At 50.9% G+C, this 17696-nt stretch carries 17 protein-coding genes; 1 reads left to right on the top strand and 16 read right to left on the bottom strand.

All coding sequences use genetic code 11. The annotated features are described in order from the left end of the window. Positions 1-87: 87 nt before the first annotated feature. The 16 genes from GEOB_RS10785 to rnc all read right to left on the bottom strand — a co-directional run bounded on the left by GEOB_RS10785 (position 88) and on the right by rnc (position 16892). Entirely contained in the window at positions 88-909 is an 822-nt protein-coding gene (locus GEOB_RS10785) for a GAF domain-containing protein (protein ID WP_012647251.1), read from the bottom strand. Positions 910-936: 27 nt separating this feature from the next. Then, a complete protein-coding gene (locus tag GEOB_RS10780) occupies positions 937-1998 on the bottom strand; it encodes a protein-glutamate methylesterase/protein-glutamine glutaminase (RefSeq protein WP_012647250.1) in 1062 nt (353 codons plus the stop codon). After that, positions 1995-2870, bottom strand: coding sequence for a CheR family methyltransferase (locus tag GEOB_RS10775; protein ID WP_012647249.1), 876 nt, complete (start codon positions 2868-2870; stop codon positions 1995-1997). The genes GEOB_RS10780 and GEOB_RS10775 overlap by 4 nt, the downstream gene beginning before the upstream one ends. Further along, positions 2870-4882 carry a HEAT repeat domain-containing protein gene (locus GEOB_RS10770; RefSeq protein WP_012647248.1) on the bottom strand — a complete coding sequence of 671 codons (2013 nt, stop codon included), beginning with the start codon at positions 4880-4882 and terminating at the stop codon, positions 2870-2872. The genes GEOB_RS10775 and GEOB_RS10770 overlap by 1 nt, the downstream gene beginning before the upstream one ends. Positions 4883-4913: 31 nt before the next feature. Next, positions 4914-5885 (bottom strand): response regulator, encoded by a 972-nt coding sequence (locus GEOB_RS10765; protein ID WP_012647247.1) that lies wholly within the window; start codon positions 5883-5885, stop codon positions 4914-4916. A 26-nt stretch (positions 5886-5911) separates the two neighbouring features. Then, positions 5912-6394: a chemotaxis protein CheW gene (locus tag GEOB_RS10760; RefSeq protein WP_012647246.1), complete on the bottom strand. Its 483-nt coding sequence runs from the start codon at positions 6392-6394 to the stop codon at positions 5912-5914. Between the two features lie 45 nt (positions 6395-6439). Beyond that, positions 6440-6814: a response regulator transcription factor gene (locus tag GEOB_RS10755; RefSeq protein WP_012647245.1), complete on the bottom strand. Its 375-nt coding sequence runs from the start codon at positions 6812-6814 to the stop codon at positions 6440-6442. A gap of 16 nt (positions 6815-6830) precedes the next feature. Then, complete coding sequence (locus GEOB_RS10750) at positions 6831-7763, bottom strand: chemotaxis protein CheW (RefSeq protein ID WP_012647244.1); 933 nt, start codon at positions 7761-7763, stop codon at positions 6831-6833. A gap of 15 nt (positions 7764-7778) precedes the next feature. Beyond that, positions 7779-8579: an ExeA family protein gene (locus GEOB_RS10745; protein WP_012647243.1), complete on the bottom strand. Its 801-nt coding sequence runs from the start codon at positions 8577-8579 to the stop codon at positions 7779-7781. Further along, positions 8579-10624: a chemotaxis protein CheA gene (locus tag GEOB_RS10740; protein WP_012647242.1), complete on the bottom strand. Its 2046-nt coding sequence runs from the start codon at positions 10622-10624 to the stop codon at positions 8579-8581. Before GEOB_RS10740 ends, GEOB_RS10745 begins: the two co-directional genes overlap by 1 nt. 43 nt (positions 10625-10667) lie before the next feature. Then, the gene (locus tag GEOB_RS10735; RefSeq protein WP_012647241.1) at positions 10668-11033 is read right to left on the bottom strand and encodes a response regulator; all 366 of its coding nucleotides are present in this window, start codon (positions 11031-11033) and stop codon (positions 10668-10670) included. Next, the gene (locus GEOB_RS10730) at positions 11030-12748 is read right to left on the bottom strand and encodes a response regulator (RefSeq protein ID WP_012647240.1); all 1719 of its coding nucleotides are present in this window, start codon (positions 12746-12748) and stop codon (positions 11030-11032) included. The genes GEOB_RS10735 and GEOB_RS10730 overlap by 4 nt, the downstream gene beginning before the upstream one ends. Positions 12749-12825: 77 nt before the next feature. Continuing rightward, positions 12826-14151 (bottom strand): ribosome biogenesis GTPase Der, encoded by a 1326-nt coding sequence (der, locus tag GEOB_RS10725; protein ID WP_012647239.1) that lies wholly within the window; start codon positions 14149-14151, stop codon positions 12826-12828. Further along, positions 14148-15041, bottom strand: coding sequence for a GTPase Era (gene era, locus GEOB_RS10720; RefSeq protein ID WP_012647238.1), 894 nt, complete (start codon positions 15039-15041; stop codon positions 14148-14150). The genes der and era overlap by 4 nt, the downstream gene beginning before the upstream one ends. A gap of 57 nt (positions 15042-15098) precedes the next feature. After that, positions 15099-16175, bottom strand: a complete 1077-nt coding sequence (locus tag GEOB_RS10715) for an elongator complex protein 3 (protein ID WP_012647237.1) — start codon at positions 16173-16175, stop codon at positions 15099-15101. After that, entirely contained in the window at positions 16176-16892 is a 717-nt protein-coding gene (gene rnc / locus GEOB_RS10710; RefSeq protein ID WP_012647236.1) for a ribonuclease III, read from the bottom strand. A gap of 158 nt (positions 16893-17050) precedes the next feature. Here rnc and tmk point away from each other — a divergent pair, with 158 nt between their 5' ends. Then, the gene (gene tmk / locus GEOB_RS10705; protein WP_012647235.1) at positions 17051-17695 is read left to right on the top strand and encodes a dTMP kinase; all 645 of its coding nucleotides are present in this window, start codon (positions 17051-17053) and stop codon (positions 17693-17695) included. Position 17696 lies beyond the last annotated feature (1 nt).

Raw genomic sequence — 17696 nt, 5'->3', positions numbered from 1 at the left:
TGCTTATTCCATTTGTCACTCGATGATCTGAACTTGCAGCATCATCAAGCCCGACTGTACCTGCTGGAAGGTTGAAATTTATTGCTGTCATTTGGTCAGAAGATCTATGAATCCCTGGATTGTCGAAAGCTTTCTTTCGGAATCGCTATAAAGTCTCGAACTGAATATCGCTGTCGCAGCATGTCCGGCAAGCAGGGTAAAGAGCTCGTAATCCACTGCTGCGAAGCTGGACTTCTGCATGAGCAGCTTGTAAATGACCAGAACACCGATTACGTGTTCTTTTATTTTAAGCGGGATACACACCATCGGGTTTTCCAGATCCTGCACATAACCGTTTACATCCTCGACAAAATGATTCTCCCCGGTCTTGGCCACCTCGCCAATAACACCCCGGCCTAATTTCACATGGGGTATATTTTCCCGCTGGATACCCTCGCAGGCCACAGCTTGTATTTCATTGGTCTTTTCATCAAGGAGCATGATTGAAAATTCTTCGGCGCCGATGAGGTTTATGATTATCTCGGTAATTATCTGCAGAACCTCTTTGAAATCCAGAGTGGAATGGAGTTGATAGCTGGCAATATAAAGATTCGCCAGGTTGTTGTTCTCCTCTTCTATTTCAATATATCTTGCAGCGAAATTCTGATTTTCCGCTTCAACTTGCTTGATACGGTTGAGTATTTCTTCTTTTTCGCGTTCCAGCTCATCAATCCGCTGTGATAACTTGCTATGATCATCGGTCGAGGATACCCCGTCCTTGTTGGGCAATGACTCCTCCAGCTCAAGGATCCGGTAGCGAAGCCTTTCATTCTCACGCATCAAGTCCTGGGTGAATTCTGCCCCCTTTTTGAAGACCTGCAGGAATTCTTCCGCTCTGCCGTGCATGCCCTTATCATCTTCCCTTGACATATGTCACCTCTGACTTTTTGGTTGTTTCTATCTACGCTGAATTCCGCAATAGGATAAAATTTCGCATGACATTTTATCGATGGTGGTGATCCTGTCCACAAGACCTGTTGCTATGGCCTCTCTGGGCATTCCGAAAACCACCGCCGACTCGTCGGATTCCGCAAAAACACCGCCCCCTGCAGCTTTGGCCGCCCTGACGCCACGGCTCCCGTCATTGCCCATCCCAGTCAGCACCACTGCAAGCATCCTTGAACCATAGATTTTGGCACAGGAAGCAAACATGGCATCCACAGAAGGTACATATTTATCTTCAGGCAACGGGTCGACCACCCGTGCAATGACCACTCCATCCAACCTGTTGAATATCAGGTTCCGGCCACCTGGAGCGATAAGGACGCGGCCTGGGCTTACGGTGTCACCGTCTTTGGCTTCTTTAATCTCAAAGCCGGATGTTCTGTTCAATCTTTCCGCAAAAGCCTTGGTAAAACCGGGTGGCATGTGCTGCGAAACCACTATGGCCACAGGCAGAGGCGTGTCAAAAGCGGAAAAGATACTCTGCAGTGCTGGCGGACCACCGGTAGAAGCTCCAATAGCGATGATGTCTATTTGTGATTTTTTAGTCGGAGCTATGGCTAGGGGTCTCTTCGCTGCATCCTGACTGAAAAGAGCTTCCCTCCGCTTGATGCCGGCCATGTTGAGGTTGAAGACGCTTCGAACCTTCTTCTGCAGGTCATCCTGGATCTTGAGGAGCTCATCGGAAATGGTTCGGGTCGGTTTTGCTATGAAATCGACAGCTCCCAGTTCCAGCGCCTTGAAAACCTTTTCATCGTCACTTCCGGCACTGATGACGATCACCGGAGTCGGGCAACTGTTCATGATGATGCGCAGCGTGGTGAAGCCGTCCATCTTCGGCATCTCAAGGTCCAGGGTAACCAGGTCGGGGGTGAGATCTATCACCCGCCTGATCCCCTCCTCGCCGTTAACTGCATAGCCTACCACCTCGACCTCGGGAATTTCCTCAAGCATCTTTGTTATGGTGCGTCTATTGTATGCAGAATCATCTATGACAACGATTCTAACTTTCTTCATGCAAAAACTCCAGTTCCGGCAGTTGGTGGCTTCTGGTACACCATATCGTTTTTCAGGTGCTTCAGGGCAAAGGCAGTGGAAATGTTCATCAAGGATTCGGAATGACCTAAAAGCAGGTAGCCTCCGTCCCGGAGGACCTTATAAAAAGATTCGACAACCTTTTTCTTGGCAATCTGATCAAAATAAATGATGACGTTACGGCAGAAGATGACATCCATTTTGCCCAGGAGAGCCAGACGATTATGGTCAAAGAGATTGAGGTGGCTGATGGTAACCAGCTCCCTGACTTCATCGTTGATCTTGCAAAGACCATCCTGTTCCTGGAAAAAGCGGTTGATATAGGTTTCATCGGTTGAACGGAAAGAGGTCTTGCCATAGGTAGCTTTTCTCGCCTGATGCAAAACTCTCTGGCTGATATCGGTACCGACAATCTCGACACGCCAGTCCTTGAGCACCCCCAGTTCAAGCAAAAGCATGGCAATGGTATATGGTTCTTCCCCCGTGGAACAGCCGGCACTCCAAATCCGCAAGGAGCGATCCCCTTTTTTCTCTTTCGCGGCCATCAGTTCAGGGACAATTTCACTGGTAAAGGCCTTAAGCTGAAAAGCTTCGCGGAAAAAGTAGGTTTCATTGGTAGTCAGAACATCCATGATATCTGACAATTCCTGATCCCTGTTCCTGTCGTATTTCAATAAATGATAATAATCCCTGAACTCCTTGATCTGATGCTGTGACAATCTGCGGCCCAGCCGTTTTTCAAGAAGATACTTGGAATCGTTATCAAAATAGAGACCACAATGGGTATAGATAAGGTCCCGTATCAGGCGGAACTCTTCATCGGTCATTTGTACTTCAGGGTCTGAGTAGAACATTAAAGAACCCGATCCATCAACTCGATGATCTGCCCCTTGACCAATTCATCGGTTTCGGTTTGAAGAGCCTGTCGCAGATAAGGAAACGACTTTTCTCCCAACCGTGAAACCATGGCTTTTATGAAGGTGCTTCTCACATCCCAGTGGGGGTGGTTTAAAAGTTTATCGCGGTGCGTATGCACCCATGCGTCGTTTTCCTGGGTTAATATGTCGATTGCAGCCTTAACCACCTCTTCATCGGAATTGTCCAGCGCTTTCTCAACAAGTGCCCTTGCCGCCTCCCCTCCGATCTTTGCTACAGCATCCAGTGCAGTTATAAGCACAAGCCCATCGGCGCGTTCGAACAGCTGGACTATGGCAGGCAACGCTGCCTCGTTTTTCAGGTTGCCCAGGCTTTTCAACACCGCACACTGAACCCAGGGGTCGTCATCCTGCAAAGCCAGCAGCAGTGGCCCGACGACTTCCTCACTTCCCACATCCCCCAAAGCTCCAGCTGCAGCGATACGGACATCCGGATCCTCATCGACCAGAGCCATGACCAGATGACCGGCACTGGCAACTGATTTAAGGCTGGCCAGTGAACTTACTGCAGCCTTCCGCACCGTTGCATCCTCATCCTTAACCAGAAGCGAAAGCCTCTCCGTATCAGCCAGGGCTGTGCAGAGCACGGCCGCATTGCGTCTCTTTTCAGCCAGGTCCGAAGAAGCCAGCTTGCCGGCAATCCTTGCCACTGAGAATCTGTCTGTTTCGGCTAGCCTGTAGAGAGCTTCTATGGCCCCGTTTCTGACTTCCTTTTCGTTATCTTCAAGAAGATGGGCCACCTCATTAACAAAAACAGTGAGACCGGTCTTTCCGGCAGCTTTGACCGAAGCAAGCCGCAGCTGAGGATTCAGGTCCAGCATCCCTTCCGTCAGAAGCGATACCGATTCCTTGCAGCCGAGTTCACCACAGAGATAGACGATGAAACAACGCTGATCGTCTTCTGCAGAGGGGAAAACTTCAAGCAGCGAAGCTGCTGCTGCGTTCCCAATCTTTCTCAATGCTTGCAAACACAGCCTTCTGAGCCTGTCATCATTGCAGCCTAAAAGAAGAGGTTTGGCCGCTCTTGCATCGCCGATGACACCGAGAAGAATGGCAAAAGCCTCTTTCAAGCTGTTTTCAGCATTATTGAAGGAGTCGATCAGATCATCCACATGGGATGTCCCCTTCAGCTGCTCCAGTTTATTATCCATTATCTCTGCACCCGACGAAGAAGAGAGGCGCTTCCTCAGGGCGACAAGACCAGTTGCGGCAGCTTCGCGGGCCTTTTTCTGCCTGTCCTTCAATCCTTCAACCAACAGCGGAATTGCATCGAGATCGCCTATCGCACCAAGACAGTCATAGACGGCTTTTTTGAGGAGGTTGTCGTTGGCAAGAGGAGCAATGGCAGACACAGGAACCGACTGCCCGATCTTGCCCACAGCTTCGAGAATCGTGTATTTGAGCAACACATCACTCTTTGCCAAAGCCTCAAGAAGCTCAGGCAAGGCGCGCGCATCCTGAATTTTCCCAAGATTTTCGGCAGCGGCAGCACGGGCATTGGCATCCGGATCGTCCAAAGCATTGATCAGTGCAGGGACGAAAGCAGGATCACCGATATTGCCCATAATGTCGATGATGAATTTACGCACATCATGGTCTTCGTCGGCAATATGAAGACACAGGACCTTGGAAGCCTTTTTCCCCAGTTTTTCCAGTGATTCCACGGCTGAATTGCGTAACCCGGCATTATCCTGGGACCTGAGCATGTTGACGAGTTCTTCCTGAAGATTGCCGGCGCTTTCTCCTTCTGCGGCCATCACAATTATGTCAACAGCCTCTTTGCGGACCCGCCAGCTGGTATCCCCCAGGGCCAGAAAAAGGCTATCCAGTGTCTGATCGAGGGGATAATCCCTCAATCCGACCACTGCCAGCCTCCTTTTCTCTTCGTCGGCCGAACAAAGCGCCTCGATCAGAATCTGCAGTCTATCCACTACGCTCTCCATTGTGACGATAAAGCATGCTTCACAGTTTCAGTTCCTGCTTCTTCTTTGCAATCAGTTCCTCAAAGGCGGTGTCAAGGAATGAAGTATTTTTCCTGATCTCCTCAGGGACCCGACGCTCATAAAGGGCCCGTCCTTCACGGATGTCATCTTCCAACAAGGAGTAAAAGGAGCCGTTTTTGACCCCTTCTTCTACCTTTGTCTGATTATAGAGAATGATGTCGGAGACAATTATCCGGGCCAGTCGCTTGGCCTTCTCATGGGCTTCTGAAGATATTGCGGCAGCAGGTGGCACAGTCTCCTGTTCTTCAGCAGCCTGCATTTGCCTGCGTGCATCCAGCTGTGCATTTATTTCCTTCTGGTCCAAATGCTGCGGCGTAACCATGCTTTCGCTGACGGTGGCGGATTCATCTCCTCTAGGTTTTTCCAAAGGCTTTTGATCCGTCACATAGCGGTAGATCATGGAAACAAGAGAATCGGGTATATGATGCTTCTCGATGTAATCATCTGCACCATACAGGGAAATCGGTGACCGTTTATAGCGTGTTTTATCGTAAATAGCGGCAATAAGAATGATTTTCACTGCAGAAAGAGCAGGATCCTTTCTGATCCTCTCACACACCTCGAATCCGTACATGGAGGGAAGCGCCACATCCAGCAATATCACATCGGGGCGCACACGCTGCACAGCCTCGAAAGCTTCCTTGCCGTCATTGAAGGTTAAGACCGTAAACGGCTCAGGTTCCAGAATTTTTGCCACTGCCCCACAGAAAGAGGCGCTTTCGTTCGCAATGATGACCTTTATATTTCGGGCAGCCGGAGTCGCCGCCACTGGTGGCGCTGGAGGAACTGGAGCAGGCACTGGAGTCTCGAGCTTCCTGGTCACACTGAAGATCGTCCGGCACTTGCTGCATCTAAGCTTTATTCCTTGTGGGCCTATCTTCGAGTCGTCGAAACTGAATTTTGTCTTGCAACTGGGACAAATGATAAGCATGTCAGCCTTTCCCTCACCGGTAAATCTCAACCTTCACCATGCATAGAGCCAATCAGCCCTAGTTCGGAAGCCTCTCTGTCAGTAAATATTGTGTCGATGTTCAACAGCATGATCAGTGCCTCCTGGAACAGGCAGACTCCAAGGAGGTACTGGGCACCAATCCCTCCTGCTATCTGTGGCGGCGGTTTTATATCTCTGGCAGGCACGGTGATGACTTCGGTAACATTATCAACGACAAATCCAAGTAGTTGCTTTGCCACTCTCACAATCAGCAGCCTTACCGCGCTGTCGATTTCGCGGACCGGCAGATCGAACCTTTTACGCAGGTCGATGACCGGAATAACGGAACCACGCAGATTTATGACTCCTTCCACATAGGGGGGTGCCTTGGGCAGGCTGGTCAGCTTCTGAGGTTTGATGATTTCTCTGATACGCATGATATCCACTGCGTAAATGTTGTCATCAAGGGTAAAGCAGGCGACTTGAATATCACTATTATCGGAGTGCATCGCTGTTCCTTCTTCAATCCAGTTGGTTTTGAGTCGTACGAGGCGTTAATGGCCGCTGATGAGGCCTTCGATTACCTCTATGACTTTTGCCGACTTGAAGGGTTTGGTTATATATGCTTCAGCTCCTGCCTGTTTTCCCCGCTCCACGTCATTATTGCTTTTCTTCGCTGTGAGCATGACGACTGGGATGCTGCTGGTTTCAGGGTTTTCCTTGATATGCCGGCAGACTTCGAAACCGTCCATTTCCGGGAGCATGACATCCAGCACCACCAGATCCGGGCGATTGGCCTTAACTTCTTCAAGAGCTGCTTTACCGTCCATTACACCGACGACTGAATAGCCTTTGGATGAAAGAAGGATGCTCTCCAATTTCAGCAGACTCTCTTCGTCTTCAACAATAAGAATCTTTTTACTGTGCATGTTCTTCCCCCGTCTGTCAGTAAAGGGTAATATCCAGAATCTTGTCCATGTTGAGCAAAATCAGCATTCTGCCATGATAACGACCTATACCGCTGACGAAATCACGATCTATCCCGTCAAGAACCGTTGGTGGAGGCTCCAGCAACCTGTCTTCTATACGTACGACCTGAACGACCTCATCTACAAGTATCCCGCAAAAGCCATCATCGCCGTTTTTGACGACAATTATCCGCTCCTTTCCGGTAGAACCATCTCTGGAAAGGCCCAACCTGGCGTTCATATCAAAAATGGGGATAATGATTCCCCGCAGGGAAAGCACCCCCGAGACGAAAGCTGGTACACGCGGAACTTCGGTGACCTCGCGCGGCTTGATGATCTCCTTGATTTCCATGATGTTCAGTGCATACTCCTCGGAAGCGACTCTGAAACACAGCAACTCCTGGGAATTTGCGGCATCGATCTCCAGATTTGTTGCGGGGCCGATAAATGCATCCTCATCCTGGCCGGCGCTGGCACGTCCTTCAAGCATGACCCTTATGGGATCGAAGCCGGAAGAGGCCGTCTTTTCTTCTACAACCGGCGCCGAGACAGTTTTCGGCACCTGTGGCGAAGGTGGCGACATGTCCTGACCCGAAATGCCCCGAGCGTCAAGCACCACTTCCATCTGCTCAGGAAAGATATCCTCAGGAGAAAGGGGGCCTGCGTCCATTACAGCAGACCAGTCGCCTTTGCCTGAAACTTGGTCTTCTGCGGCAATAGGCCCGTCAGTCTCAAAAGACTCACCGTCTTCAAAGGATGCTTCGGCATCATAAAGCGGGTCATTGTATGCTTCAGGATAATCATCTTCCCCATCAAAGGAATCAGCAGTTTCATGTGTCAATTCGGCCAATGCCGCCTGTAGGGCTTCCTTTTCCTGCTGCGCTTTTTTTCTTATATCGGCTAAGTTCATAGTTGGCCCTGCTGATCAGATGATTATTTCATTCTTTATATCTTCGATGACAGATGCATCGATCCATGCCAGATCCTTGGCGAAACCGGTAAGAAGGGCGTTAGTTGCCAACGTATTTATTTTTCTTGGTACGCCACCTGTCAGCTCATAAATCCGCTGTACCGCATCCGGAGCGAAAAGCCCGGCGCATCCGCCAGCCACCGTCATTCTGAAATCGAGATATTCCTGGGTTTCCTCCAGGGTCAAAGGCAGCAGATGGTAGGTCATGGCAACCCGCTGCCGAAATGGTTCAAAAAGCGGCGCCGAGACAATCCTGCGGAGCTCCGGCTGTCCCATGATGATAATGCTGAGAAGATTCTGGTCATCCAATTGGAAATTGGTCAAAAGCCGTATCTCGTCGAAAATTTCCCTATCAGGGATCAGTTGTGCCTCATCGACAACGACAACCAGGCAGCGACCGTTCTCGTGGAGATCGTAAAGTGCCTGGGTGATTTCCCCCAGAAGAAAATCTTTGGCCGTAGAGGGTTTCTCCACACCCAGGTTCGCTGCAATGACCCGCAAAAATTCAATAGCAGCCAACCTTGGATTAAAAATGAAGCAGAAGTGGTATACATCCCCCATTGCGTCCATGAGGGCACGGGAAATGGTGGTTTTCCCACACCCGATCTCTCCGGTCAGAATGGCAATCTCACGCTCTTCAAGAACATATTGGAGCCGGGCCAGCGCCTCACGATGACCAACACTCATGTAAAGAAAACGTGGATCAGGTGTTTTGCTGAAAGGCTTTTCACGGAATCCGTAAAATGTCTTGTACATTAAGCCCCGCTCCTGACCGCCTCGTTGATTATACCGCCCACATCAAGTACCAGGATGGTTCGCTGGTCCCCAAGGTCGGCAGCACCGGAAATACCCTTGAAATTTTTAAATGTTTCACCGATAGACTTAATGACTATATCCTGCTGCCCCATCAGATCATCGACCACTATACCCAGTCGCTTCTCGGCGGCGCCGACCACCACCACATAAAAATTTTCCCCTTGGTCGATTTGTGACTGGGTTTCGAAGAACCTGCCCAGACGAAGCAGGGGCAGGGTTGTTTCCCGCAACTGGATAACTTCCTTCTTTTCCACAGTACGCACATCCTTCCTTTCCACCATTATGGTTTCCAGGACTGATGTAATGGGAAGAGCATAGATTCGGCCGACGGAAGAGATTATGAGTGCCTTGATAATGGCAAGTGTGATGGGCAGGGTTATGATGATACTGCTACCTTTGCCGGGAACGCTTTCAACATCCACCATGCCGGACAGGGCGGCGATGTTGGTCCTGACCACATCCATGCCGACGCCGCGCCCTGAAATCTCACTCACCTCGTCACTTGTGGAGAAGCCGGGAAGGAATATCAGATCCAGCGCCTCTCTGTCATGGACCGACTCCATGCTCGGTATCAACCCCTTGTCGAAAGCCTTACGCCTTACTTTATCGACATCTATCCCGCCACCATCGTCCTCAACCTCGATAACGACATGGTTCCCTTTCTGGTAGGAGGAAAGCTTGATGATACCTTTTTCGTCCTTCCCTGCCCTGACCCGTTCACCTGGGGTCTCAATACCGTGGTCGATGGCATTGCGGATAATGTGCATCATCGGGTCGGAAATGTCTTCTATGATAAGTTTATCCAGCTCCGTATCGGCGCCGAACAACCTCAGTTCCACCTTTTTGCCCTGTTCACGGGAAATTTTCCGCACAATGCGTGCCATCTTCTCAAAAAGCTGACCCACAGGAATCATGCGGATTTCCATGACACCCTTCTGCAGTTCGGTCAGTTTTCTCTCCAATCCCTTGGCAGCCTTGGTCAGATTTATGGCGGGGGCCGAATAGCCTTCCAGTCGCATGCGGTCAGCTATCTGACTGATCGTGGAGTGGGAAAGCACCAGCTCCCCCACGATGTTCATCAATTCATCAAGTTTGCTGATATCCACCCTGACGGTACGACTCATACTCTTAGCAGTCAAAGAAGCTTCCTGAGGCAGGACAGATGACTCTTTTTCGGCTTCAGCTTCTTCTACTACTTCTGCTTTTGCTTTTGCTGCTGTAACCGCAGGCTGCTTACCCCCCAATTGATTTACGGTGATATTGTCCCGGTCGATAAGCAGGCTTATTTCTGCAGTACCCTTTTCCGATCCGAAGAGGATCTCGAAGTTTATGGAGGAATCAAGACCACCACCGGCGCTTGGCAGGGTGCTGATCACTTCTCCGGCACCCTTGAGGATTTCGGTAAGTTCTCCCAGATCCTGATCAAATGTGGAGAGACTGAAGGACGCCTGGATGGAGAAGATATTCTTGTTCTTTTTCACATTCTCCAGCAGACGATGTTCTTCATATTCGGTAAGGGAGCTGAGTACTCGCTCTGAAAGTCCCAGTCTGGTCAGAGGAGATGCACCCTCATCTTTCTGCACCAAAGCGACACAGGCATTGATACGGGATATGGTCTGAGATATGTCCGTTTTCCCTGAATCGGCAGAACCCGCACCTCTCACCAGCGAACCCAGGATTTCCATGGAATCGAAAAGAACGCTGATGGTATTCTGGTTCAAGGGGATTTTCCCGAGTCGAAGGGAGTCAAGGAGGTTCTCCATGTTGTGGGAAAGGTCTGCGATGTCGGTAAAGCCGAACATGCCGGCAAGCCCTTTAAGTGAATGGGCGCCGCGGAAGATGGAATTGACCACGTCCGGATTGAAGTCGCCACTGTCAGCGCAGTCGCTGAGAGAGACCAGATCAAGGCTTAACTGGTCGATAATTTCTTCTGCTTCTGCAAGAAAATCCTTGGCAGCTTTGTCTATACTAGTATCTGCGGCCATAAACTCTCACCCTATTGATTTTGACTCCCTGCCTAACCGAAAATTACCCAAGATATCTGCCAATGAGTTCCTGCAGCTTGACAGGATCGAAGGGTTTTACCAGGTATTCATTGGCACCAAGGGCGAGTCCCTTCTCAAGATCCTTGTCACTGCTTTCCGTCGATATGATGAAAAGAGGGATATCTTGATAGTTGGGGTTGTTTCTCACATAGCTTATCAATTCAAGACCATTTATATCAGGCATGTTTATATCGGTGATGATGAGGTGAACCTGTTCGCGGGGCAACAGACGAAGAGCCTCGAACCCGCTGGCTGCTTCGACGATTTCGTATCTGTCCATGGAGTCTATTGTTGAGATCAGCAATGAGCGCATGGTATTAGAGTCTTCTGCTATCAATATCTTTTTCACAGCTCCTCCCGGCTTTTATCCTTTAATCTGCGCTGCAAAAGGGCCTTTTCCATCGCCAGACCTGCCTGGGAAAGGAAGATTTCCAGAGAATCCGTATCCCCTATCGGCTTGGCATCAGGGATATTGTCACCATAGAGAACGGCTACCACTTTACCTTCACTGACTATAGGACCCATGAAGAATTCCGTCGGCACCCCTCCCCCCAACTGCCCGACAAAATATCTGGTCCATTTTCCCGAGTCAGGCTGAACCTTTACCGGCAACTGCCCATCGATAACTTCACTGAACAGCGAATATTCCCCTCTGGGAATACGCATGTTCCTTATTTTCGCATCGGCATTTCCTTCGCTGTCGCTTATGCCGAATTGCCCGAGTCCGGCAATCTCGTCTTTTTTGACGATAAGTATGACGGCGCGGTTCATGAATTCCGAGGCAAAACGGAGCACCAGCAAGATTATCCCCCCCCCAAGTGATGGGTTATTGAGTTCATCCAGCATGCCCCTCAGTAAAGTTATACCCGTGCTCTGTTCAACCGGCTGTGTCCGAACCGGGGTGTCATCCCCCATCTCGAGCCGCAGTTCATCGCCGATATTGATCTTGTCTGCGGGAACGGCTTGACCTCCACAGGATTCAACCCTCATCAGCTCGCAAAGGAACGTGTCACCGAAGGACTGAACCATGGCAGCATCGCCGATCTCGGTCTTTCTGGGCTTCAGCATCACGGGAAAACCCATCCCCTTAACCTTTCGCTCCGCATCGCTGTTATGATAGTCAGTCAATACCAGCACTGGAAGCGAAGCGAAATTGTTGCCGATCAACTCAAGAAGCTCAAGCCCCCCGAGGATGCCGGAACCGTCCATTCTGGGCATGATCAGGTCAACAACAACAGCAGGATCCCGACCCTCCCGGCAGAAGCTGTCAAGTTTTATCAGCGCATCCTCGCTCTTTTCACAGGAGAAAACCTCATAACCATCGCTTTCGAGGATGGAAGATATGGCATTCCGTGTATCCCCGTCATCGTCGACGATCAAGACCAGCCGCTTTTTAACCTGAGTAGACAGACCGGGCGAAGGTTCCGGCACAGAGGCCTGTTCCGGCTCTTGCCCAGGCGAATGCAGGAGATCGAAAGCCATATCCACATTATCTTCGACATGGACCGAGGCCTCTTCAGCCACATGATCATCCAGTGATTCCCCACGATGCCGTTTTTCATCGATGATCCTGGATCCTTCCATTGCAAGAAACTGTGGATTCAGCCCCTGTTCCAGCATAAACTGCAAGGGATCCATCTTTGTTTTATCGACGGCTTCAGCAGTGTCCTGAAGCTCAAAATCAAAGTTACCTTCCGCCCAGGCAAAGAGAGAGTAGATGACGGACTCAATTTGTTCACGGACCACATCTTCGATGGCATCCGGATTGACATTGAATTGTTTGACCAGGATTGTTCCGAGAAGCTCGCCCCCCCCCTCATCCTTCTGGATATTGAGGGCCTGCTTTAGGATAGCGAGATCGATGATCCCCTTCTGGATCAATACCTCGCCAAGATTTTGCTGATTTGAACTTGAGTTTGCACGGATAACCTGTCCGCTACGGAAAATGATCCTTGCCTCTCTCCCTCGACTGTGAAGAGCGAGAACTCCGGACTTCCGACTCAGGCTGACTATCTGCAGTATCTCGCCAAGACCGAGATCTTCCAAGTTTCCGACAAGACTCATAGAAATATAACTCAGTTATGGGGTTCAGTAACAGGGGTTCATATTAAACCATACATGTATCTAAAGTAAAGCACGATTTACCCCCTTTTCCGCCCTTCCCTCCCCTTGAAAAGCAGGCGCATCGGGGTGCCGGTAAAACCGAAGGCGTCCCTGAACCGGTTTATAATGTATCGCTCATAGGAAAAGTGCACACCATCGGGGCGATTGGTAAAAATGACAATGGAAGGAGGCTTGGTTCCCACCTGGGTGGCAAAATAGAATTTCACCCGGCGCCCCTGATACAGCGGCGCATGGTGTTCCTCAACGGCCTTGCTGAACACTCTGTTCAGGTCGGAAGTGCTGATACGTTTGGCAAACTGCTCCATGACCGAATCCACTTCTGTCATGATCTTGCCCAGCCGCTGTCCGGTTTTTGCCGAAACAAAAACAATGGGGGCAAAGGGGAGGTACTTGAATTCCATGCGTATTTTTTCGACAAATATACCCATGGAGGCATTGTCTTTGGAGATGGCATCCCATTTATTGACGACGAAGATGCAGCCTCGTCCTGCTTCAAAGGCATAGCCGGCGATCTTCGTGTCCTGCTCGGTAACCCCTTCCTCGGCATCTATGACGATCAAGACCACGTCCGCCCGCTCTATGCTGCGCAAGGAGTCGACCACGCTGTATTTCTCTATCTTTTCGGTGGTTTTCCCCTTGCGTCTAATACCTGCTGTGTCTATCAACAGATAGCGTTTTTTGTTGCAGTTGAAGTAGGTGTCGATGGAATCCCTGGTGGTGCCCGGGGTTGGATTTGCCACCACCCGCTCGACCCCCAGCAGGCGGTTGACCAATGTGGATTTCCCCACATTCGGCCGACCGATGACGGCGATCCTGGTCACCTCCTCGTCGACTGCCGGGGCAGTTTTGTTAGGCAGGGCAGCAATCACTTCTTCCATCAGATCATTGACGCCACGATTATGCTCAGCGGATATGGTAAATATCTGCTCGATGCCCAGGCTGTAGAAATCTCCCGCCGCATTTTCCTGACGGTCGCCGTCGATCTTGTTGACGACGTAGAAAACCGGCTTGTTGACGCGGCGAAGCATTTCGACTACTTCCACATCGGCCGGCGTCAAGCCGTCCCTGCCATCCATGACAAAAAGGATCAGATCAGCCTCGTCCATGGCCAACTGCGACTGTTCGCGCATCTGCTGCAACAGCCTGTCGCTGGTTTCCGGCTCGAAACCACCGGTATCGATGAGAATGAACGGCACATCAAACCGGTTTACGTCTGCATAATTTCGGTCACGGGTAACTCCCGGCATGTCGTCGACCATCGCCTTGCGGCGCCCGACAAGACGGTTGAAGAGGGTCGATTTACCCACATTGGGCCGTCCTACTATAGCTATCAAAGGTTTCATTCGTAACCAAACTCCTTCAGCATCTGCTTGTTTTCGCTCCATTCCCGGCTTACCCTGACGAACAGCTCCAGAAATATCCTGGTGTCGAGCAGTTCCTCTATCTCCCGTCGGGCCTGCATGCCGATCTTCTTCAACATTTCGCCCTTCCTGCCAATGATGATGCCCTTTTGCGAGTCCCTCTCGACGTTGATGACTGCAGAAATCAATATCAGACCGTCATCACGCTCCTTGAAGCTCTCCACAACCACCGCCACCGAATAGGGAACCTCATCGTGGGTCAGACGGAAAACCTTCTCCCTGACTATTTCCGCCACGACAAAACGCTCCGGAACATCGGTCAGTATGTCATCGGGAAAATAAGGCGGCCCCTCCGGAAGCAGATCGCGAACGACCTGAACCAGCCGGCCTGTGTTGTCTCCAGTCAGGGCTGAGACTGGGATCACCTCACGAAACGGGTAGAGGCCTGAATAGGCTGCCATCTTCTCCAGCAGGGACTCCTTGGCCACCAGGTCAACCTTGTTGATGACAAGAACGACAGGAGCTTCGGCGCTGGCCAACGCACCAAGGATCGTCTCCTCCTGGTTGGCCGGTTTTGTGTCCGCCTCCACCAGGAAAAGGATCACATCCACCTCCTTGATGGAGGAAAGGGCCACATCAACCATGTATTTGTTCAGCCTGGACTTGGCCCGATGGATGCCAGGAGTATCGATGAACACTATCTGGCAACCGGGCAAGTTGTGAATGCCCTGGATTCGATTCCTCGTTGTCTGCGGCTTATCGGAGGTTATGACGATCTTGTCACCGAGAATTTTGTTGAGAAGCGTTGATTTTCCCACATTTGGCCTGCCGATAATGGATACGAAGCCTGAATGGAACTGCTGTTCGGTCAAACGGACCTCCTGGGCGCCCTTTTGAAGATTTTTTTACCTATATGGATATACGGGATTTCAGGACCTAATGAAAGGAAGAAATTGCCCTGGATCCAGATCATCAAGCAGATGCCCCCGCAGCTTCTTCCCGTCGGCCTCGACAATAACTTCGAATACAGAAAGAGCGGGTTCGCCCTGGATTGACAATACCTTGATCCCGTGCTTTTGCTCCAAGCGTTCCACATTCGACCTTTTATGGCCGATAACGTTGGATATCCGGCCTGATGCACAGGCTATCCGCACAGGAGTACCAACTCCGAAACCTTTCACCAGCCCGGAAAGAAGCCGGAAACAAAGCTCTGACTCGACCAGGCAACGAAATGCCGGGTGATAGGGGCCGGCAAGTACGGTGCCCGCTGCATCAAGCTCCACAGTAGGCTGCAGCCCCATGCGAATTACCGGCAGACGGGCCTGCGAGGCACGGTGGAGCATTGCCATGCAGAGACAGATCCCAGTCTCCATGGTCAGCGGCTCGTAAAGCCCCTGTTCAAACAGGGACGCCAAAGGAGTATCTTTGATGACGAGAGTCGGATAGATACGGAGACAGGATGGCTCCAAAGCGATCACCCGTTCCAGGGAAGCCATGGCCTTTGCCGGTGAATCCCCAGGAAGCCCCGGCATCAGCTGGGCTCCCCATAGAAGGCCTGCTTGTCGCAGAACACTGGCCGCCCGCTCCACATGGGCAGCGGCATGGCCTCGGCCGGACATCTCCAGAACCTCATCCGCCATGGACTGGATTCCCAGCTCCACGACCCGGACCCCCATCCCGCGAAGAAATTGGGCAGTTTCCACATCCACGCAGTCCGGTCGCGTCGATATGCGTATGGATTCAACCTCTCCGGAGACTAAAAGCGGCTGAAGGGGCTGAAGAAGCCTTTCCTGGTCAGCACGGGGCAAGGCGGTAAATGTCCCGCCAAAGTATGCAACCTGCACAGGACGACATCCACCTGAACGTCTGTAAGCGGCAACCTTGGTCAAAATCTCCGTTTGGCCGGGCATTTGGCCTTTCGTTCCGGCAATTTCCATCTGATTGCAGAAAACACATTGATGGGGGCAGCCAAGGTGGGAAATGAAAAAAGGTACGGTTACAGTCATTTAAGGTCGCGAGCTTTTTTTCAGAAAGGCAATTCCTTGCTCTGCAGCGGCTTGTTCAGCCTCCTTCTTGCTCTTCGCTAACCCCTCTCCCATGAATTCTTCGCCGATAAAAACCGCTACCGAAAAAATCCGTTGATGGTCGGGTCCGGATACTCCCTGCAATAAATAACGGGGAGCAAGACTTCGCAACCGATGGGCCAGTTCCTGGAATTCCGTCTTGAAATCCCTGCCCGACGTTCTTATATTCCTCTTTTCCATAAAGGAGGCAAAATGGCTTTTAATTATTGCCGCCGCTGGCTCGATGCCGCCATCAAGATAGACTGCCGCCAAGAGAGCTTCATAGGCATCGGCCAAAAGAGACGGTTTAGTGCGTCCGCCACTTCTCTCTTCGCCGCGACCAAGTTTTAAATGGGCACCCAAATCGATTGCCCTGGCAAGTATGGCCAAAGAGGCTTCGTCAACAAGTGAAGCCCTCAGTTTAGTCAACTCCCCTTCCCTGCTGTCCGGAAAGCGGCTGAAAAGATCGTGGCTCAGGACCAGACCGACTACTGCATCACCTAAAAATTCAAGACGCTGATTATCCTGTCTCACTTTGCCGCCGCTTTCGTTGACAAAGGATGGATGGGTCAAGGCCTCGACTAGCAGGGATTTATCAGTAAAATCATAATTGATGAGCTTTTCAAGAGCGGCAATTGACTTGAATGTTTCTTCAGACATATTTACCTTCAGTTTCACAAGAATTAAAAAGGAAAGTTCACTATAAACAAATGACCTTTCTCTTTCAATAGATATGCCATTTTAACGTGATTTTGTCTTGATTAATTCCACCTCGTCCCATATAATTTAACGATTTTTGACCATATGGAGCGCTTGTCATGGGCTGTTTTATCACATTTGAAGGCATTGAAGGGTGCGGCAAGACCACCCAGATCAAACTTCTTGAACAGCACCTGGCAGAAAAGGGCTTCAAAGTCCTTCTGACACGGGAACCCGGCGGCTGCCCCATCGCCGATCAGATCAGGGCCATTCTCCTTGATGCTGCAAACAGTGCCATGACACCCTCAGCCGAGCTCCTGCTTTACGCGGCTGCCCGTGCCCAACATGTGGAAGAGGTCATCAAGCCGGCACTGGCCGACGATTGCATCGTCCTCTGCGACAGGTTCACCGATGCCACCGTTGCCTATCAGGGATACGGCCGAGGACTCGATCTTGACTCAATAGGGTATCTGAACCAGCTGGCCACATCCGGACTCAAGCCCCAGTTGACCATACTGCTGGACTGCCCGGTTGAAGTGGGGCTGAAACGTGCCCTGGCCAGAATCAATGGCATCTCTGCAGGCGCCCGCGAAGAACGTTTTGAACTGGAATCAACACTATTCCACCAAAAGGTGCGGAATGGATACCTGAAACTGGCCGAGAACGAAAAGGGACGTTTTCTCATCGTTGACGGCGGCACCAATGTTGATGAAACACGAGTTGCCGTCACCACTGCCGTTATCGGCAGGCTAAACGGGAACTAGC

The sequence above is a fragment of the Geotalea daltonii FRC-32 genome (genome assembly GCF_000022265.1).
Classification (GTDB): Bacteria; Desulfobacterota; Desulfuromonadia; order Geobacterales; family Geobacteraceae; genus Geotalea; species Geotalea daltonii.
This window is presented reverse-complemented; position numbering and strand designations above follow the sequence as displayed.